The sequence below is a fragment of the Bradyrhizobium sp. SZCCHNS1050 genome (assembly GCF_032484785.1).
GTDB lineage: Bacteria > Pseudomonadota > Alphaproteobacteria > Rhizobiales > Xanthobacteraceae > Bradyrhizobium.
Genome location: NZ_JAUETR010000001.1, coordinates 4920681 through 4938649, shown reverse-complemented (window position 1 = coordinate 4938649; position 17969 = coordinate 4920681). Strand labels below are relative to the sequence as shown.

At 66.0% G+C, this 17969-nt stretch carries 17 protein-coding genes; 6 read left to right on the top strand and 11 right to left on the bottom strand.

Going from position 1 to position 17969, the window contains the following annotated elements:
- Window positions 1-44 precede the first annotated feature (44 nt).
- Entirely contained in the window at window positions 45-1262 is a 1218-nt protein-coding gene (locus QX094_RS22355; RefSeq protein WP_316185980.1) for an MFS transporter, read from the top strand.
- A gap of 132 nt (window positions 1263-1394) precedes the next feature.
- The gene (locus QX094_RS22350) at window positions 1395-2255 is read left to right on the top strand and encodes a DUF1499 domain-containing protein (protein ID WP_316185979.1); all 861 of its coding nucleotides are present in this window, start codon (window positions 1395-1397) and stop codon (window positions 2253-2255) included.
- Window positions 2256-2335: 80 nt separating this feature from the next.
- Here the strand turns inward: QX094_RS22350 and QX094_RS22345 are convergent, their stop codons facing one another.
- The 3 genes from QX094_RS22345 to ribB all read right to left on the bottom strand — a co-directional run bounded on the left by QX094_RS22345 (window position 2336) and on the right by ribB (window position 5820).
- Window positions 2336-3253 (bottom strand): MBL fold metallo-hydrolase, encoded by a 918-nt coding sequence (locus tag QX094_RS22345; protein ID WP_316171894.1) that lies wholly within the window; start codon window positions 3251-3253, stop codon window positions 2336-2338.
- A 211-nt stretch (window positions 3254-3464) separates the two neighbouring features.
- Window positions 3465-4679, bottom strand: a complete 1215-nt coding sequence (locus tag QX094_RS22340) for an acyl-CoA dehydrogenase (RefSeq protein ID WP_315715517.1) — start codon at window positions 4677-4679, stop codon at window positions 3465-3467.
- 64 nt (window positions 4680-4743) lie between these two features.
- Window positions 4744-5820 (bottom strand): 3,4-dihydroxy-2-butanone-4-phosphate synthase, encoded by a 1077-nt coding sequence (gene ribB / locus QX094_RS22335; RefSeq protein WP_315715516.1) that lies wholly within the window; start codon window positions 5818-5820, stop codon window positions 4744-4746.
- A 175-nt stretch (window positions 5821-5995) separates the two neighbouring features.
- Here ribB and QX094_RS22330 point away from each other — a divergent pair, with 175 nt between their 5' ends.
- Window positions 5996-7234 (top strand): PLP-dependent aminotransferase family protein, encoded by a 1239-nt coding sequence (locus QX094_RS22330; RefSeq protein WP_315715515.1) that lies wholly within the window; start codon window positions 5996-5998, stop codon window positions 7232-7234.
- Between the two features lie 11 nt (window positions 7235-7245).
- Here QX094_RS22330 and QX094_RS22325 read toward each other — a convergent pair whose 3' ends face one another.
- Window positions 7246-8526 carry an amidohydrolase/deacetylase family metallohydrolase gene (locus tag QX094_RS22325; protein ID WP_315715514.1) on the bottom strand — a complete coding sequence of 427 codons (1281 nt, stop codon included), beginning with the start codon at window positions 8524-8526 and terminating at the stop codon, window positions 7246-7248.
- A 175-nt stretch (window positions 8527-8701) separates the two neighbouring features.
- On the opposite strand from QX094_RS22325, the gene QX094_RS22320 reads away from it, so the two are divergent.
- Both QX094_RS22320 and QX094_RS22315 read left to right on the top strand, forming a co-directional pair.
- Window positions 8702-9148, top strand: a complete 447-nt coding sequence (locus QX094_RS22320) for a hypothetical protein (protein ID WP_315715513.1) — start codon at window positions 8702-8704, stop codon at window positions 9146-9148.
- 144 nt (window positions 9149-9292) lie between these two features.
- Window positions 9293-9520 carry a hypothetical protein gene (locus QX094_RS22315; protein WP_315715512.1) on the top strand — a complete coding sequence of 76 codons (228 nt, stop codon included), beginning with the start codon at window positions 9293-9295 and terminating at the stop codon, window positions 9518-9520.
- Window positions 9521-9611: 91 nt separating this feature from the next.
- Here QX094_RS22315 and QX094_RS22310 read toward each other — a convergent pair whose 3' ends face one another.
- The 3 genes from QX094_RS22310 to QX094_RS22300 all read right to left on the bottom strand — a co-directional run bounded on the left by QX094_RS22310 (window position 9612) and on the right by QX094_RS22300 (window position 12245).
- The gene (locus tag QX094_RS22310; protein WP_315715511.1) at window positions 9612-10433 is read right to left on the bottom strand and encodes an aldo/keto reductase; all 822 of its coding nucleotides are present in this window, start codon (window positions 10431-10433) and stop codon (window positions 9612-9614) included.
- Between the two features lie 193 nt (window positions 10434-10626).
- Complete coding sequence (locus QX094_RS22305) at window positions 10627-11046, bottom strand: hypothetical protein (RefSeq protein ID WP_315715798.1); 420 nt, start codon at window positions 11044-11046, stop codon at window positions 10627-10629.
- A 317-nt stretch (window positions 11047-11363) separates the two neighbouring features.
- The gene (locus QX094_RS22300; RefSeq protein ID WP_316171890.1) at window positions 11364-12245 is read right to left on the bottom strand and encodes an aldose 1-epimerase family protein; all 882 of its coding nucleotides are present in this window, start codon (window positions 12243-12245) and stop codon (window positions 11364-11366) included.
- A 331-nt stretch (window positions 12246-12576) separates the two neighbouring features.
- On the opposite strand from QX094_RS22300, the gene QX094_RS22295 reads away from it, so the two are divergent.
- Complete coding sequence (locus QX094_RS22295; RefSeq protein WP_315715509.1) at window positions 12577-13773, top strand: amidohydrolase family protein; 1197 nt, start codon at window positions 12577-12579, stop codon at window positions 13771-13773.
- Window positions 13774-13920: 147 nt separating this feature from the next.
- Here QX094_RS22295 and QX094_RS22290 read toward each other — a convergent pair whose 3' ends face one another.
- Genes QX094_RS22290 through QX094_RS22275 form a run of 4 tightly spaced genes read right to left on the bottom strand, consistent with a single transcriptional unit; the run spans window position 13921 to window position 17825 of the window.
- On the bottom strand, window positions 13921-14436 hold the full coding sequence (locus QX094_RS22290; protein ID WP_315715508.1) for a MarR family winged helix-turn-helix transcriptional regulator: 516 nt from the start codon (window positions 14434-14436) through the stop codon (window positions 13921-13923).
- 13 nt (window positions 14437-14449) lie between these two features.
- Window positions 14450-15154, bottom strand: coding sequence for an ABC transporter ATP-binding protein (locus tag QX094_RS22285; RefSeq protein WP_315715507.1), 705 nt, complete (start codon window positions 15152-15154; stop codon window positions 14450-14452).
- Complete coding sequence (locus tag QX094_RS22280) at window positions 15151-15942, bottom strand: ABC transporter ATP-binding protein (RefSeq protein WP_316185978.1); 792 nt, start codon at window positions 15940-15942, stop codon at window positions 15151-15153. The genes QX094_RS22285 and QX094_RS22280 overlap by 4 nt, the downstream gene beginning before the upstream one ends.
- Complete coding sequence (locus QX094_RS22275) at window positions 15942-17825, bottom strand: ABC transporter permease (RefSeq protein ID WP_315715505.1); 1884 nt, start codon at window positions 17823-17825, stop codon at window positions 15942-15944. Before QX094_RS22275 ends, QX094_RS22280 begins: the two co-directional genes overlap by 1 nt.
- Window positions 17826-17969: the final 144 nt, after the last annotated feature.

Genomic DNA, 17969 nt, shown 5'->3' with positions numbered 1-17969 from the left:
CGTGGCGCAAGGCGGGCATGCCGGACCGCATCTAGAAGGTGGGCATGAGTTCAAGAGCGCGCCTCCCAGCGTCTACGACATGGCGCGACATACCGTCGACGGTGCTGACGCTCGGGCTGGTATCGCTCCTGATGGATATCTCCTCGGAGCTGATCCATGCGCTGCTGCCGGTCTTCCTCGCGACCGTGGTCGGCGCCTCCACGGTGACCATCGGCCTGATCGAAGGCGTGTCCGAGGCGACCGCCGCAATCACCAAGGTGTTCTCCGGCGCACTGTCCGACCGCATTGGCAAGCGCAAGCTGCTGGTCGCAATCGGCTATGGACTGGCGGCTTTGACCAAGCCGGTGTTTCCGCTCGCCAGCACATCATGGCAGATCCTCGCGGCGCGCTTCGTCGACCGCATCGGCAAGGGCATCCGCGAGGCGCCGCGCGACGCGCTGATCGCCGACGTCACGCCGGAAGGCATCCGCGGCGCGAGCTACGGCCTGCGCCAGGCGCTCGACACGATCGGCGCCGTTGCCGGTCCCCTCCTCGCCGTGGCGCTGATGGCGCTCTACGCCGACGACTTCCGGGCGGTGTTCTGGTGGTCGGCGCTGCCGGCCACGCTTGCCGTGCTGCTGATCCTGTTCGGCCTGCGCGAGCCGGCGCAGACCGCGCCTGCGGTGCGCCGGGACTGGCCGGTCCATGCGCGCGAGCTGCGCCAGCTGCCATCGGCCTATTGGATCGTGGTCGCCACCGGCGCGGTGTTCGCGTTGGCCCGCTTCAGCGAGGCGTTCCTGGTGCTGAAGGCGCAGGCCGACGGCCTCGCTCTCGCCCTGATCCCGTTGGTCTACGTGCTGATGAACCTGATCTATGCCGGCGTCGCCATGCCCGCCGGCATCCTCTCCGACCGCATCGGCCGCAACAACGTGCTGACCTGCGGCCTCGTGGTGCTGACAGCCGCCGACCTGACGCTGGCCTTCGTGCCCGGCCTGATCGGCACCGCGATCGGCGTCGCGCTGTGGGGCCTCTACCTCGGGCTGTCGCAGGGGCTGCTGTCGGCAATGGTCGCCGATACCGCCCCGCCGGATCTGCGCGGCACCGCGTTCGGCCTGTTCAACCTTGTGACCGGCGCTGCGCTGCTGGTCGCGAGCCTGCTGGCGGGATGGCTGTGGCACGCCTATGGGTCGCAGGCGACGTTCACGACCGGCGCAGCCTTCTCGATCGCAACCGTCCTGTTGATGCTGACGGCGTTGCGCAGCCGCCCAGACCGAGCCGTCTGACGCGGTCTCCGCATCAACCGCCTTCTCCGGGCCAAACGCCTCTTGAATTTACGCCATCCGCGTGGTCTCACACGGGTGATCCGGCCGCCCGGCAACGCAGGCAGCGGCCCAACCCCGGCAGTTCCTGACACGATGGCACGCAGGTTTCACGCCCCCTATCTGTCGGAGCCGATCTCCAGCCTCGCGACCTGGACACGCAATCTGGCGGTGTTCTCGGTCGTCGCCGTGCTGGTCTCGATCCTGATCCTGCGCTTCGATTTTCTGGAGATGAAGCCGGCGCTGGCGACGTTCTTCGGCGCGCTGGGGCTCGCCGTGCTGTCGATCCTGCTCGGGCTTGCCGCCTTCGTCGCGATCTGGCGCAACGGCAGCCGCGGCATGAGCCGGATCCTGCTCGCCTTCATGATCGATGCGGTGGTGCTGGCCTATCCGGCCTACCTCGCGCTCCAGTACCGCAAGCTGCCGAAGATCTACGACATCACCACCGACCCGATCGATCCGCCGCGCTTCGAGGCTTTGGCGCCGCTCCGCAACGGCGACGGCACCAACACGGCCGTCTATGCCGGGCTGTATTCAGCCGAGCAGCAGCAGAAATTCTATCCGGACATCGAGCCGGTGCAGATCGAGCTGCCGCCCGATCGCGCCTACGCGATCGCCCTGAAGCTGGTCAACCGGCGCAAATGGTTCGTGGTCGACGAACGCGCGCCGCAGCCGCCGCGCCGCGTCGGCCGCATCGAGGCGGTCGCGCGCACGCCGATCATGGGCTTCCGCGAGGACATCTCGATCCGCATCCAGCCCGACGGCGAGGATTCCCGCGTCGACGTCCGCTCCGCCTCGCGCTATTTCGAGTCAGATATCGGCAGCAATGCCGCGCGCGTGGCCAAGCTGATCGAGGACCTGTCCAACGCCGGCGAGGCCGAGGCGCAGAAGCCGGTGAAGAAGGTCACGCCGCCGCCGGTGGCGGCGAAGGGAAATGCGAAGACGGTGAAGAAGTGAGCGGGGCGAATGGCGTATAGGGAGTGGCGAATAGGGAATGAAGTCTTCCCGGCTCGCACTCTTCCCCTACTCGCTATTCGCTACACCAGCCGATACGTCCCGCCGATCACCGGATCACCTTCCGTCGCGACCACGCCGCGGGCGACGAGGTCTTCCAGATGGGCCAGCACGGAATAGCCGGCCGCGGTGGTGAGCCGTGGATCGATGCCGATATAGATCGCGCGCACCATGGTCGGGATGTCGGCCTCGCCCTTGGCGAGGCGATGCAGGATCGAGGCCTCTCGGGCCTGGCGGTGGCGCATCAGGAAGCGCGTGTAGCGCGGTCCCTCCGGAATTTCCGGACCGTGACCTGAGAAATACAGCTCCTCGGGCCGCGCGGCGAGCCGCTCCAGCGAAGCCATGTAGTCGACCATCGAACCATCGGGCGGCGCCACGATCGACGTCGCCCAGCCCATGACGTGATCGCCGACGAAGGTGGTGCTGCGCTCGGCCCAGGCGAAGGCGAGATGGTTGGCCGTATGGCCCGGCGTCGCCACGGCCTCGACCCGCCAGCCCCGCCCTTCGATCACATCGCCGTCAGCAACGGTGACATCCGGCGCAAAGTCGCGGTCGACGCCGGATTCCGGACTGTGCTTCTCACTCTCGTAGCGCGGCCGCGAGGCGCGATGCGGGCCCTCGGCATAGACGGTGGCGCCGGTCGCGGCCTTCAGCCGTCCGGTGTTCGGCGAGTGATCGCGATGCGTGTGCGTCACCAGGATGTGCGTGACGGTCTCGCCTCTGATGGCATCGAGCAGCGCCTGCGCATGGGCCTCGTTGTCCGGACCCGGATCGATGATCGCGACGTTGCCGGTCCCCACGATGTAGCTGACCGTGCCGGTGAAGGTGAACGGACTCGGATTGTTGCAGAGGACGCGGCGAATACCCGGGCGGACCTGCTCGACGACGCCCGCCCGAAGCGGGAAGTTGCGGTTGAACGGGACGTCGTCATTCTCGGCCATGGCGTGCCTTCCCTGTGCATGGGGCAGATCGCCTGCCTCACTCGCTGCCGTCATCCCCCGCGAAAGCGGGGGATCCAGTACTCCGAGACGGCGATGAGCCTCGATGGGCCGGTGATTGCTGGATCGTCCGCTTTCGCGGACGATGACAGCGAGGGCGCAACGGCGACCGCGTATACCGCCCGATGCAGCGAATGGGCGTCGCGCACAGCAGTTAGAAGAACGCCTGAATGCCGGTGATCGCGCGGCCGAGGATCAGCGCGTGGACGTCGTGCGTTCCCTCGTAGGTATTGACCGTCTCGAGGTTGGCGGCGTGGCGCATCACCTGGTACTCGATCGAAATGCCGTTGCCGCCGTGCATGTCGCGCGCGACGCGGGCGATGTCGAGCGCCTTGCCGCAATTGTTGCGCTTGACGATCGAGATCATCTCCGGGGCCATCTTGCCCTCGTCCATCAGGCGGCCGACGCGAAGCGAGGCCTGCAGGCCGAGCGCGATCTCGGTCTCCATGTCGGCGAGCTTCTTCTGGACCAGCTGCGTGGCAGCCAGCGGCTTGCCGAACTGCTTGCGGTCGAGCGTGTACTGGCGGGCGCGATGCATGCAATCCTCGGCGGCGCCGAGCACGCCCCAGGAGATGCCGTAGCGGGCGCGGTTGAGGCAGCCGAACGGCCCCTTCAGACCGGACACGTTGGGCAGCAGCGCGCTCTCCGGCACCACCACGCCATCCATTACCACCTCGCCGGTGATCGAGGCGCGCAAGGAGAGCTTGCCGCCGATCTTCGGCGCCGACAGGCCCTTCATGCCCTTCTCGAGAATGAAGCCACGGATCTGGTTGTCATGCGCGGCCGACTTGGCCCACACCACGAACACGTCGGCGATCGGCGCGTTCGAGATCCACATCTTGCTGCCGGTCAGGCGATAGCCGTCGGCCACCTTCTCGGCGCGGGTCTTCATGCCGGCCGGATCGGAACCGGCATCCGGCTCGGTCAGGCCGAAGCAGCCGACCCACTCGCCGCTGGCGAGCTTCGGCAGATATTTCTTGCGCTGGCTCTCGTCGCCATAGGCATAGATCGGATACATCACCAGCGAGGACTGCACCGAGTTCATCGAGCGGTAGCCGGAATCGACGCGCTCGATCTCGCGTGCCACGAGGCCATAGGCGACGTAGCTCGCATTGGCGCAGCCATATTCCTCCGGCAAGGTGATGCCGATCAGGCCGAGCTCGCCCATCTCGTTGAAGATCTCGCGGTCGGTCTTCTCCTCGAGATAGGCCTTGGTCACGCGCGGCAGCAGCTTGTCCTGGGCGTAGGCGCGCGCGGTGTCACGCACCATGCGCTCGTCCTCGGTCAGCTGATCGTCCAGCAGGAAGGGATCGTCCCACTGGAAGCTCGACTGGGCCGGCTTGTCCTTTGCCTGAGGGCGCGCGCTCATGAATGGTCCTTTCGCGTCTCGCTGCGCACGGGTCGCAGCAGTTGAGAGGTTAAATCCTGGAAGTTCAGCCTTCAAGCCGCTCGTTGGCGACGATCTCGATACCGAAACCCGACAGGCCCTTGTAGTCATGGACCGACGACGTCAGGTTCCGGATCGAGGTCACGCCGAGATCACGCAGGATCTGCGCACCGACGCCGACCTCGCGCCACTGCCGATGGCGATCGGCCTCCGCGGTATGCGGCTCTTCGACCGGCTCGACGGGAACGCCGGCCGCGCCGTCGCGCAGATAGATCAGCACGCCGCGGCCGGCCCGCTTGAAGTGCTGCAGCACCGCCTGGATACGCTGCGGACCTGCGATCAGATCCTTCACGATGTTGGGCTTGTGCAGCCGCGTCAGCACGTTCTTGCCGTCGCCGATGCCGTTATAGACGAACGCGGCGTGGGTGATCGGATCGAACGGCGAGCGGTAGGCGAAGCCCTGCAGCGGCCCGATCGGGCTGTCGGTCGTGAAGGTCGACACCCGTTCGATCAGCTTCTCGCGCGCCTGCCGGTACGAGATCAGATCGGCGATGGTGACATGCTTGAGATTGTGGGCCGCAGCGAAACGAACGACCTGCTCGCCTTTCATGACCGTGCCGTCGTCGTTCATCAACTCGGAGATGACGCCGACCGGCGGGAGCCCCGCGAGCTTGCAGAGATCGACCGCCGCCTCGGTGTGGCCGGAGCGCAGCAGCACGCCGCCGTCACGCGCTATCAATGGAAAGATATGGCCGGGACGCGCGAAATCAGCGGCACCGGCATTCGGGTTGGCGAGCGCACGACAGCAGGAGGCGCGCTCTTCGGCCGAGATTCCGGTGCCACCGTCCGGCTTGTAGTCGATCGAAACGGTGAAGGCCGTGGTGTGGTTGGAATCATTGTGCGCGACCATCGGGTCGAGCCGCAGCCGCCGCGCGTCGTCGGCGGTGATCGGCGCACAGACGATGCCGGAGGTATGGCGAATGATGAACGCCATCTTGTCGGGCGTGCAGAGCGAGGCGGCGACGATGAGATCGCCCTCGCCCTCGCGGTCGTCGTCATCGGTCACGACGACCATCTCGCCCTTGGCGAAGGCGTACAGAACTTCCTGGATCGAGTCGGCCATTGCAAGTCTCGCTGCTTTTCCGGGCTGCTTTAGCCGGGATCGCAGGCGCGCGCCAGAGCGGCGGAACCGCCGCTCGAAGGTCGCCTTCCCCGGGAAAAGGACCTGCCCTGCCAGGACAAGCGCCCTGGTATCTGTTTAAAGTCGCCTCAAATCGAGAACAAGGGAGCCGCGCCTCATGGCCGCATTCGATTTTGCACCCCTCCTCAGCCCCGGCCTGCCCGCACCCGCCGCGCGCTGGACGGGACTCGCAAAATACAGCTTCGTCGGCGGCAACAACGACGCCGATGCCGTGCCCGTGAAGGGCTTGCGCGCGGCCGCCGACGCCGTGCTCGCCCGCGAGGGACGCGCGCTCGCCACCTACGGCCTCGCGCACGGGCCTCAAGGCTACCGGCCGCTGCGGGACTTTCTTGCCGCCAAGCTGACGCGGGACGCGGGCATGTCGGCGCGCGCCGACGACATCATGATCCTGTCCGGCTCGCTGCAGGGCCTCGACCTCGTCAATCAGGCGCTGCTCACGCGCGGCGACACCGTGCTGGTCGAGCAGGACAATTACCAGGGCACGCTGACGCGGCTGGCACGACTGGGCGTCAAGGTCATCGGCATCCCGCTCGACCAGGACGGCATGCGAACGGACGCGCTGGCGACGATGCTGGCCGATCTCAAGGATCGCGGCATCCGGCCGAAATACATCTATACCATTCCGACGGTGCAGAACCCGACCGGCACCATCATGCCGGAAAGCCGGCGGGCCGAGCTGCTGTGGCTGTCGCGCGCTTATGGCGTACCGGTGTTCGAGGACGACTGCTACGCCGACCTGATCTGGGACGGCAAACGGCCCCGCGCGATCCACGGCATGTCCGACCATGGCGGTGTGATCCACCTCGGATCGTTCTCGAAGTCGGTCGCGCCGGCGTTGCGGGTCGGCTTCCTGGTCGCCCCCTGGGAGATCATGTCGGTGCTGCTGTCCCTCAAGACCGATGCCGGCTCGGGTGCGCTGGAGCAGATGGTGCTCGCGGAATATTGCAGGCCGCATTTCGCGACCCACGTGCCGCAGTTGGTGCGGGGACTGCGCGCCAAGCTGGACACCCTGATCGAGGCGCTCAACGCCGAGTTCGGCACCGCCGCCGAGTTCGCGCCGCCCAAGGGCGGGATCTTCCTCTGGGTCAAGCTACCGGACCAGGTTGACGCGATGAAGCTGTCACAGGCAGCGCTCAAACGCGGCGTCTCGATCAATCCGGGACCGGAATGGTCCACCGACGCCGCGCATGCGCGGAGCCGCCTGCGGCTGTGCTTCGCCAGCCCCTCGCATCAGGAGATCCGCGAGGGCATCGCAGTCCTCGCCGACGTCTGCCGGGAGGAGTTCGGGGTCCCACTGCGCTCATCCAATGTGGAGCGGACGCGCGCGATCGAGTGATCGCGCGCTGCTCACCGCACCGAAAAGGGCGACTGGTAGGGCCGCCCGAACGGCACGCCGTTGATCACCGTCTGCACCGGTTTGAGCTGCAGCTTGCCCTCGCGCTTGTTGCCGCGGGTATCGACGAAGCTGACGGGCCCCTCGACCAGGTCCATGATTGCGACGTCGGCCGGCGCACCGACCTGCAAGCTGCCGATCTTCGGCGCACGGTTGATGATCTTGGCCGGCGCAGAGGTGGCCATGCTCACCACCTGCTCCAACGAAAATCCCATAGCGATGAATTTCGCCATCACGTTGGGCAGGAACGGCATGCCCGGACTGTTGCCGGAGAAGACATGGATGTCGGACGAGATGGTGTCCGGGCCGCAGCCGCCGGGGATCGCGACCTCGGCCACGGTGAAATCGAAGCTGCCGCCGCCATGGCCGACATCGAACAGCACGCCGCGCTGCTTGGCGGCGAGCGCCGCGGGCAGCAGCTTGCCATCCTGGACGATGTTGGTGAAGGCGCCGCCCATATTCGGCGCGCCGGAATAGGCATGGGTCAGGATGTCGCCGGGGCGCAGCAGGTCCAGGATCTGCGACATCAACTCGCCGGTCTCGACCCCACCGATATGCACCATCATCCGCGCCGGCCAGCCGCACAGCTCGCAGGCCTTGATGCCGCGCTTCAGCGGCTCGAGCCCATGCTTGAAGATCACGTTCTCCGACATCCGCACCTTGACCCCGAGCAGGAAGTCCGGGTTCTCCGCCAGCGCCATGGCGCAGGCGTCTACCTGCGCATTGTCGATGTTGTAGAGCTCGGCCACCGGAAACGCCGACAGGCCGTTGTTGGCGATGTGGACGAAGGCGTAGATGCGTGCCCGCGACTGGGCGACGATGAAGCGGCGCAACGCAGCAAGATTGTTGACGCCGGCGTCGCCGGCCGAGACGACCGTCGTCGTGCCCTGGAATTGCACCAGTTCGTCGGGCGGGATCCCAATCGCCGAGCCATAGGGATAGACATGACTGTGGAGGTCGATGAGGCCCGGCGTCACCAACCGGCCGTTGGCGTCGATCGACCGCAGCGCCCGCTCGGCCGGTATCTCGGGCTCGACCGCTTCGACGACGCCCCAGCGGATCCCGATGTCGCGCTTGCCTCGGAGCGACTGGCTGGGATCGATCACGTCGCCGCCCTTGATCACCAGATCGAACTTGTCGGCCGGCCCCACCGCGGCGCCGGCAGGACCCGATAGCGCGGCCATGGCGGCCGCTCCGGACGACAGCAGGAATTTGCGGCGCGACAGCGCAGACATGGTCAGCCTCCCCACGCTTGTTTGTAGTTGCGGGGAGCATGCGCCTTGTCCCCCTCGCCAGCAAGGCCGGCCCGAAAAGAATGAGACTTTGTGCCAACGATCTCGGCGCAGGTCTGTCGTTGCGCCATTGACGCAGTGCATTAAGATGTCACGGCAGTCATCCCCGCGAGACCGCATGATTTCGATCTCCCGCCCTCTCATCGCAATCGTCCTCTGCGCATCATCAGCGTCTGCCGCTCGGGCCGGCGACACCGTCGAGGTTGCTCGGACCTGGGGCCTGATCGGAACCTGGGCCGCCGACTGCAGCGCACCCGCGGTCAAGGGCCGCGGCGCCATCATCTCCTACGAAGTCACTGACGATGGTCACCTGATCTATCGTCGTGACCACGATCCGTCCGACGTCAACCAGGTGGCGAGCGCACGCGTCGAGGCGGACCAGACGCTGGTGCTCTCGATCGTGCTGCCCAAAGCGCGCCAGACGCGAGAGAATGGGATCACCCGGACCGCCGACGGCAACATCCGCTCCGCGTTCAATCGCGGCGAGGACGACAGCTACACCATTCGTGACGGCCGCTTCGTCGCCAACGGCAAGCCGACGCCAGCGCTCAGGAAGTGCGACTGACGCGGCAGGCTCGAGGGGACGGCACGGTTCGCCCGCGAGCGTGAAGACCAAATCTGAACGTGTATTCAGCAACTTCGTGGAAGTTCCTGCGGAACGTTCTTTCACACTTCAAGTTGATCCCGCACTTTCATTCTGGAGGACAACATGAAGAAAATCGCTCTCGCGCTCGCTTCCCTTGCGGTCGTCGCGCTCGCGGCACCGTCGATCGCCAACGCCGAGACGGTGGTCATCAAGCGTGGCGGCCATCACTACCACCACGGCTGGGATCGGTCCCACGCCGAATACCGCATGCATCGTGAGTACCGGCCTCACCGCTATGTCCGGCCGTTCCACCGCCATCACGATCGCACCGTGATCATCCGGCGCGACTGATCTGCAACTTCGACACAGCAATGGCCCCGAGAGGGGCCATTTTCTGTGGCGTTCGTTCTGACGTCCGTTCTCGCAGGGCTCCGCGTGGTGGTCAGCGGTCCCATTCCGGCGCAAAGGCCGGATTGACGAAGCGCTTGTCCTTCGGGAGGGACGCGATGGTGGCACGATCCTCATCATCGAGTTGAAGCTTCATCGCATCCCAGTTCGCACGCTGACTTTCCGGACGCGCGGCCTTGGGGATCGCCGCCACCCCATCCTGGTCCAACAGCCATTTCAGTGCGACCTGGGCGGCGCTCGCGCCATGCCTCCTGCCGATGGCCCCCAGCGTCTCGTCGGCGGCGGCGCGTCCCTGCGCCAGCGGGCAATACGCCACCAGGGGAATCGACCGGCTCGCCATGTAGGCCATCAGCTTCGACTGGTCGAGCATCACATGATACTCGACCTGATTGCAGGCAACAGGTGCCTCGACGTCCTCCACCGCCTGTTTCAGCAGCGCGACGGTGAAGTTGGCGACGCCGATCGCGCGCGTACGCCCCTCCTCCTTCAGCTTCAACAGCGTCTCCAGCGCGGCCGGCAGGTTCATCCCCTTGGCCGGCCAGTGGATGAGATAGAGATCGACGAACTCCAGTCTGAGCTTCCTCAGACTCGTGTCGAATGCGCGACGGATCGCGTCCGGCGCGAGGTTCTCCGGCCAGACCTTGGTGGTGACGTGCAATTCGGCGCGCGGCAGATTTGTTGCCGCAAGTGCAGCACCGATCGCATCCTCGTTGGCATACATCTCGGCGGTGTCGATGTGGCGGTAGCCGAGCGCAAGCGCGCTCTCGACGGCCTCGCGGCAGACAGTGCCCTGCATGCGAAAGGTGCCGAGCCCGAGCTTGGGCAGACGGATACCCTGGGTGTCGATGGCGTTCATGAAATCTCCTGGAATCGCGCGAGCCATTCGCCAGCAAACGCCGGCGGCAGCCTCGAAACATCAAGACCTTGGCGGGAAGCGTTCAACTTGCCTTTGCTCCGCTTGCGAGTTCAAGCGAGCCGGCATCCGCCTCAATCAAGATGTCGGGAGCGAGGTTCCTGAACGCAACAGGCGCGCGGGGTAGCCCCGCCGATCAGCGCCAGTTACAGATGCCGCCGCTGCCAGGCCGGCACGGCCAGGTCTGAATGCGCGTATCCATCGCCTGCGCGTCGAGCGGATTGCCGCGCCGATGGACGAGCTTGGTGCGGGCGGCGCCGCGGGGCCGCTCGGCCGTCCTGGTGCCATGAGCGCGCCGGCTGGCGATGGCGCGCGGGATGGCGAAGCGCTCGTCCGGGTCGATCGCGGAACGGACGGCGACCGCAGGTCGATCTGATTTGGCTTCGATAGGCACAGGTTCGAAATGCGCCTCGGGGCCGAGCGGCTCCGGCGACAACACGGCCTTCGACAGATCAAGCTTGAGGAAGTCACCCGGCTGATAGGCCCCCGCCACAGCATCGCTCGCCGTGAGCAACACGGCGCATGTAATCGTGCCGATAACAGCTCTCAACACCATCCCATCCTCCCGTTCCCCGCGTAACGCCACTTACGCGCCCCCGCCGCGAGATCTCTGCACGCCGGCTGATGGCGAACTCGCAGCGCTGCCCGGCTGCAAGAGCCAGCTAAGAGCGCCTGACATCACGCCGCACGTCATGTTCGATGATCGACCGTTATCAGTTCGGAGAAAGCGCCCACCAACCGCCGGTCGTTCGACGTATCATAGCCAAAGTTCCGCGCTCGTCTCTGATGTAGGTCACGGCGCCGTCATTTCCAGGCCCAAAACTGCGAGTCACAGTTACCGCTGTGCACGCAAATGGGCGCTGCGAGCATTAGTCATACCAATCCGTCGACCCGGATGCGGCATCGCAGCGTCTCTGCAGAGTCCGGGGCGATGTGCATGACGCCGGGCTTGGCGGCAAACTCGCCGTCGAAATCGAGCGGACTGGCGAAACCGCGCCACGGCTCGATGCACAGGAACGGCACGCCGCCGGGCTTCGACCAGATTCCAAGCTGACGAAAATGATCCCAAGTTAACTCAAGCGCCGGTCCTGTGGTTCCGACGAGGCGAACCGAACGGCTGGCCGGCTGATCGAGGATCACGGCATCGTCGTCGAACAGACGTTCGCTCAACGGGAGAACGCGCCCCTCGATCGGTGAGGGCTCCGGCCGCTCGCGCAGCAAACCTCCTGTCAGACGGCGGATCGGCGCCGGCTCCGGCTCTGCAAAGATCAGCCGATAGCTCTCCTTCGGCTGGCCGGGGAGCAGCGGCCAGTTGAAGGCGGGATGGCATCCGAACGAGGCTGGCAGAACCTCCGCGCCGGGGTTGGCAATCTCGACCGCCACGTCCAGCGCATCAGCGGTGATCCGGTAGCTCACCGTGAGACGGAAGGCGAACGGATAGTGCGCCTGCGTCGTCTCGTCGTCGGTCAGCTGCAACACGCACGACTCGGCCCCGCGCTCCAGCCAGGTGAATCGCAGGTCGCGGGCGAAGCCGTGCTGGGTCATCGGATAGGTCCGGCCGCGGTGGTGGAGCTGGTCATTCTTGAGTCGGCCGACGATCGGAAACAACCATGGCGCATGGCGCGGCCAGACGGCTCCGGCCTGCCAGAGCAACTCCAGGCCCCCGGCCGTCTTCAACGAGCACAGCTCGGCGCCATCAGCCTTGACCGAGGCGGTGATGCCGCCCGCTCCGATCATGTGGAGGTCGTCGCTCATCTGCCGTCACCCACGTCGCAAAAAGATCGCACGAGGTGATGCCGGATTGCGGCGGCAACGTCCAGGGGTGCGGTTCGTCACCTGCGCGTAGACCACCGCCACAAGCACAGGGGACGGGAATGTCGAACACGCGACCGAAGCCGAGGATGTCGCCGCGCTCATAGGGCCCGCGCTGTGTCTGAAGGGTAGGCAGCCCGCGCCAAATCTTCGTGCAGGCCGCAGCTTGCCGGACCTGATCATTCGTGTACGAATGACCGAAACCGGCTTGATGCTGCGCCGCGTGCAGGCGCAAACTGCCGCAAATGCCTTGCCAGGAAAGAAGGATATCCCGATGGCCCATGACGCGCCGCAAGCAACCGGTCCCAGCAAGCTGGTCATCCGCAACATCGGCCTGATGCTGTCCGGCGCACTGGAACGGCCCATCCTGGACGCCGACACGATCGTCGCCGAGAACGGCAAGATCACGGGCATCGGCCGCTTCAAGGACGTCGACACCGAAGGCGCGACGACCATCGTCGATGCCCATGGCACGACGGTGGCGCCAGGCCTGATCGACAGCCATGTTCATCCGGTCGCCGGCGACTGGACGCCGCGGCAGAACCAGACCAACTGGATCGACTCCTATCTGCATGGTGGCGTCACCACGATGATCTCCGCCGGCGAGGTGCACATGCCCGGTCGCCCGCGCGACGTGGTCGGCCTGAAGGCGATGGCGATCTTCGCGCAGCGCGCATTCTGGACGCTCCGCCCCGGCGGTGTGAAGGTGCATGCCGGCGCGCCGGTGATCGAATGCGAGATGGTCGAGGACGATTTCAAGGAGCTCGCGGCGGCCGGCGTCAAGCTGCTCGGCGAGGTCGGCCTCGGCGGCGTCAAGGACGGCCCGACCGCGCGCAAGATGGTCGGCTGGGCGCGCAAATACGGCATCCAGAGCACCATTCACACCGGCGGTCCGTCGATTCCCGGCTCCGGCCTGATCGACAAGGACGTCGTGCTGGAGGCCGGCACCGACGTCATCGGACACATCAATGGCGGCCACACCGCCCTGCCCGACGACCAGATCCGCTGCATCTGCGAGGGCTGCAAGGCTGGGCTCGAGCTGGTGCACAACGGCAATGAGCGCTCGGCGCTGTTCACCTTGCGCACCGCGCGCGAGATGAACGAACTCAACCGCGTGATCCTCGGCACCGACGCGCCGGCCGGCTCCGGCGTGCAGCCGCTCGGCATCCTGCGCATGGTGTCGCTACTGTCCTCGCTCGGCGACGTCCCCGCCGAGATCGCGTTCTGCTTCGCTACCGGCAACACAGCGCGGATGCGCGAGCTCGACTGCGGCCTGATTGAGGTCGGCCGCTCCGCCGACTTCGTCATCATGGACAAGGCGCAGCACTCGCCGGCCACGACCTTGCTCGACAGCGTCCAGCTCGGCGATCTCCCGGGTATCGGCATGACCATCATCGACGGCATCGTCCGCACCCAGCGCAGCCGCAACACGCCGCCGGCCACGAAGATCCCGGAGATCGTGGCGAAGTAATATCGTCGTAGAGCGGCATACACAGTCATTCCGGGGCGCCCAAAGGGCGAACCCGGAATCCCGAGATTGGCCAGCGCTGTTCTTTCCCTCAGCTCGGGATTCCGGGTTCGTCGCTTCGCGACGCCCCGGAATGACGTGGAGGAAGGGCTACCGCAGCCGGTTCAACAACCCCAGCAGCGTCTCGCGTTCCTTCGCATCGAGCGGCGCCAGTGTTTCCTTGGAGATGGCGAGCGCGAGCGGTGCGGTCTTCTCCGCGAGCTGCTGGCCGGCGCGGGTCAGGCTGACGAGCAGCCTGCGACCATCCTGCGGGTCCGGGCTGGTTTCGGTGAGACCGCGCGCGGTCAGCCGGTCGATCACACCTTTGATCGTCGCGACGTCCATCGCCGTGAACCGTCCGAGCTGGTTTTGCGAGCACGGCCCGGTCTCGACCAGCTTCGACAGTGCCGCCCATTGCGTTGGCGTCAGGTTGCTGCCGATGTCGCGCGCGAAGATCATCGTGTGGCGCTGCCAGACTTGACGCAGGATGAAGCCGATCTGATCGTCGAGCACGTAATTTGATTTCGCCGCTTTGGCCGTGGCCTTCGCAGCGGCCTTTGGCTGCGGCTTCGGCGCGGTCTTCGTTGCGGTCCTTGCCGATCGCTTCAGCGTGGCGCTCTTGGCCATATCTTCCCTCGCCTCAGATCGACAGATGCGCGTCGCGGATGTCGGGCCGCGCGTCGAGCTCGGCCATGGTGCCGGAGAAGCAGATGCGGCCGCGCTCGATGATATAGGCGCGGTCCGAGATCAGCTTGGCGAAATGCAGGTTCTGCTCGGAGACGACCAGCGAGACGCCTTCCTTCTTCATGGTCAGGATCGCATCGACCATCTGCTCGACGATCTTCGGCGACAAACCCTCCGATGGCTCGTCGAGCAGCACCAGCGACGGATTGCCCATCAGGGTACGGGCGATGGTGAGCATCTGCTGCTCGCCGCCGCTCATGCGGCCACCCGGGCGGTTCTTCATCTCGCCGAGATTGGGAAACAACTGATAGAGTTTCTCGCGCGTCCATTGCGGCGCATTGGGCCGCGGCTTCTGCCGACCGACCTCGAGGTTTTCCTCCACCGTCAGCTCGGTGAAGATGCGGCGCTCTTCCGGAACATAGCCGAGGCCGGCGCGGACGATCTCATGGGTCGGCGCGGACGAGATGTCCTTGCCCTCGAACATGATCTGGCCCTCGCGCAGCTCGACCAGGCCGACGATCGAGCGGAACGTCGTCGATTTGCCAGCGCCGTTGCGCCCGAGCAGTGCCACCACCTCGCCCTCGCCGACCTCGAGGCCGATGTCGAACAGGATATGCGCCGGACCATAGTGGCTGTTGAGACTGGCGACGGACAGCTTCATGCCGGAGCTCCCTCGCGATGATCGGCATCATACAGCAGGCCTTCGCCGAGATAGATCGCCTGCACCTCCCGGTTGGCGCGCACCTCGGCTGGCGATCCCTCGGCAATGAGGCTGCCGCGATTGAGGACGAGAATGCGGTCCGCATGCTCGAATACCACGTCCATGTCGTGCTCCGTAAAGAGGACGCCGATCGACTGCTCACGCGCGATTCCAGCCGTCAGCCGCATCAGCTCGACGCGCTCGCGCGGCGCCATTCCGGCGGTCGGCTCGTCCATGAGCAGCAGCTTCGGCTGGTTGGCGAGCGCGATCGCGAGCTCCAGCCGCTTGAGGTCGCCATACGCGAGCTCGCCGCAGGGACGCTCGGCATAGCCGGCCATGCCGACGAGATCGAGCAGGCGATCGGCTTCGTCGCGCTCGATGCCAACCATCGGGCTCCAGAAATCGAACAGGCGGCGATGATGCGAGACCAGCGCGACCTGGATGTTCTCACGCACGGTCATGGTCGGATAGGTCGCGGTAATCTGGAAGGTGCGGCCGACCCCGAGCCGCCAGACCTCGCGCGGCTTGCGCCCGGTGGTCTCCTGCCCCATCACCGTGATGCGGCCGCTGTCCGGCACGTTCTGGCCGTTGAGCATGTCGAAGCAGGTGCTTTTCCCCGCGCCGTTCGGGCCGATCAGCGCCAGGATCTCGCCGGCCCGCAGCGTGAACGACACGTTGCGGACGGCGTGAATGCCGCCATAGGATTTAGACAGGCCTTCGACCGAGAGCATCGACACGCCGAGACTCATTATGCGCCCTCCATCTTGGCCGACAGCGAAGCCCCCTTGGGGGACACTGCGCGGCGCCGATGCATGACGGTTTCGACCACGCCCACGATGCCTTTCGGGAACACCACCACGATCAGCACGATGAAGATGCCGAGCACGAGCTTCGACCAGTCGGTCTGGCTGACCAGCCAGATGTTGAGCGCCTTGTAGACGATGGCGCCGAAGATCGCGCCGGGCACCGTCTCGACGCCGCCGAGCAACACCATGACCAGCGCATCGACCGAGAGCGAGATGCCCATGTTGTCAGGGAAGACGCTGCCCTTGAGATAGGCGAACAGCGCGCCGCCGATGCCGGCCGTCGTGCCGGCGATGATGAAAGCGGTCCACTGGATACGCTTGCCGTTGATGCCGATCGACTCGCTGCGCAGCGGCGAGTCGCGCATGCCGCGCAGCGCGTAGCCAAAGGGTGAGAAAGTAATCAGCCGGAGCACGCTGACCACGAGCGCCGACACGCCCAGTGCGAGCCAATAGAAGTGCGACGGCGAGGCCGCCCACTTTTCCGGCCAGAGACCGAGAATGCCATTGTCGCCGCCGGTCACGGCCACCCATTGGAACGCGATCGACCAAACGATCTGGGCGAACGCCAGCGTCAGCATCGCGAAGTAGACGCCGGAGAGCTGGACCGCGAAAGCACCAAACACGGCTGCGCCGAGCGCGCCGAGCAGCGGGCCCAGCAAAAGGCAGACGATCATCGGCAGTCCCGCCATCTTGGCGAGGAAGGCGACGCCATAGGCGCCGAGGCCGAAATAGGCGGCGTGACCAAACGAGGCGAGCCCGCCGACCGCCATCAGGAAATGCAGCGACGCCGCGAAGATCACGAAGATCGCGATCTCGGCGCCCACGGTCAGCGCGTAGTTGCCGGCGATGAAGGGCAGCATCGCCGCCAGCGCCAGAGCGACGAGGGACGCCAGCCGCTCGACCGAGCTCAGCGGACGCCACGGAATAACGGTGAGGCCCGGCGTGCGGCGCGCGGGCGCTTCCTTCTTACCGAACAGGCCCCAGGGCCGGACGACCAGCACGACCGCCATCACCAGGAACACCAGGATCAGCGAGATCGTGGGGAAGATCAAAATGCCGAAAGCGTTGAGCTCCGACACCAGCACGGCGGCAATGAAGGCGCCGAGGATGCTGCCGAGGCCGCCGATCACGACGACCACGAACACCTCGACGATGATGCGCAGATCCATCGCGTGATGGACCGCGTCGCGCGGGATCTGCAGGGCGCCGCCGAGCGCCGCCAGGAAGACGCCGACGGCAAACACCGAGGTGAACAGCCACTTCTGGTTGACCCCGAGCGCCGCGACCATGTCGCGGTCCTGCGTCGCCGCGCGCACCAGGATGCCCCAGCGCGTGCGCTGGAACAGCAGCCACAATGCGCCGAGCACGACGGGGCCGAGCACGATCAGGAACAGGTCGTAGCTCGGGATGTTCTGGCCGAAGAAATCGACCGCACCTTTCAATCCCGGCGCGCGGCGGCCGACCAGGTCGTCCGGTCCCCAGATCAGCACGACGAGATCCTCGACCATCAAGGTCAGGCCGAAGGTCGCGAGCAGCTGGAACAATTCCGGCGCGTGATAGATCCGGCGCAGCAGCACGATCTCGACGAGCACGCCGACGGCCGCGACCGCGAGCGCTGCCACGACGATGCCGCCCCAGAAGCCGAGCGGACCGGACAGCCTCTCAGTGAGCGAAAAGGCCACATAGGCGCCGAGCATGTAGAACGCGCCATGGGCGAAATTCACGATGCGGGTGACGCCGAAGATGATCGACAGTCCCGACGCCACCAGGAACAGCGAGGCTGCACTGGCAAGGCCGGTCAGGAACTGGACGAAATAGAAGGCCATGGGCGGTCCGCGTGAGGAGATCGTCGAATCGATGAGCCGCGTTTGCGCTCGGCGCTCCCTCAGAGAGCTGGCGAGCAAGCGTGGGGTGAGGGATCTCGGCCCGAACCTGCAGATCAGGCGTCGTATTCCCTCACCCCGCCCGCT

What these genes read in the sequence shown, in the direction of transcription:
- QX094_RS22275 (WP_315715505.1), bottom strand. Translation starts at nt 17,825, where the DNA reads ATGGCCTTCTATTTCGTCCAGTTCCTGACCGGCCTTGCCAGTGCAGCC.
- QX094_RS22325 (WP_315715514.1), bottom strand. Translation starts at nt 8,526, where the DNA reads ATGTCTGCGCTGTCGCGCCGCAAATTCCTGCTGTCGTCCGGAGCGGCC.
- QX094_RS22350 (WP_316185979.1), top strand. Translation starts at nt 1,395, where the DNA reads ATGGCACGCAGGTTTCACGCCCCCTATCTGTCGGAGCCGATCTCCAGC.
- QX094_RS22290 (WP_315715508.1), bottom strand. Translation starts at nt 14,436, where the DNA reads ATGGCCAAGAGCGCCACGCTGAAGCGATCGGCAAGGACCGCAACGAAG.
- QX094_RS22355 (WP_316185980.1), top strand. Translation starts at nt 45, where the DNA reads ATGAGTTCAAGAGCGCGCCTCCCAGCGTCTACGACATGGCGCGACATA.
- ribB (WP_315715516.1), bottom strand. Translation starts at nt 5,820, where the DNA reads ATGGCCGACTCGATCCAGGAAGTTCTGTACGCCTTCGCCAAGGGCGAG.
- QX094_RS22295 (WP_315715509.1), top strand. Translation starts at nt 12,577, where the DNA reads ATGGCCCATGACGCGCCGCAAGCAACCGGTCCCAGCAAGCTGGTCATC.
- QX094_RS22285 (WP_315715507.1), bottom strand. Translation starts at nt 15,154, where the DNA reads ATGAAGCTGTCCGTCGCCAGTCTCAACAGCCACTATGGTCCGGCGCAT.
- QX094_RS22280 (WP_316185978.1), bottom strand. Translation starts at nt 15,942, where the DNA reads ATGAGTCTCGGCGTGTCGATGCTCTCGGTCGAAGGCCTGTCTAAATCC.
- QX094_RS22305 (WP_315715798.1), bottom strand. Translation starts at nt 11,046, where the DNA reads ATGGTGTTGAGAGCTGTTATCGGCACGATTACATGCGCCGTGTTGCTC.
- QX094_RS22300 (WP_316171890.1), bottom strand. Translation starts at nt 12,245, where the DNA reads ATGAGCGACGACCTCCACATGATCGGAGCGGGCGGCATCACCGCCTCG.
- QX094_RS22315 (WP_315715512.1), top strand. Translation starts at nt 9,293, where the DNA reads ATGAAGAAAATCGCTCTCGCGCTCGCTTCCCTTGCGGTCGTCGCGCTC.
- QX094_RS22330 (WP_315715515.1), top strand. Translation starts at nt 5,996, where the DNA reads ATGGCCGCATTCGATTTTGCACCCCTCCTCAGCCCCGGCCTGCCCGCA.
- QX094_RS22310 (WP_315715511.1), bottom strand. Translation starts at nt 10,433, where the DNA reads ATGAACGCCATCGACACCCAGGGTATCCGTCTGCCCAAGCTCGGGCTC.
- QX094_RS22340 (WP_315715517.1), bottom strand. Translation starts at nt 4,679, where the DNA reads ATGAGCGCGCGCCCTCAGGCAAAGGACAAGCCGGCCCAGTCGAGCTTC.
- QX094_RS22320 (WP_315715513.1), top strand. Translation starts at nt 8,702, where the DNA reads ATGATTTCGATCTCCCGCCCTCTCATCGCAATCGTCCTCTGCGCATCA.
- QX094_RS22345 (WP_316171894.1), bottom strand. Translation starts at nt 3,253, where the DNA reads ATGGCCGAGAATGACGACGTCCCGTTCAACCGCAACTTCCCGCTTCGG.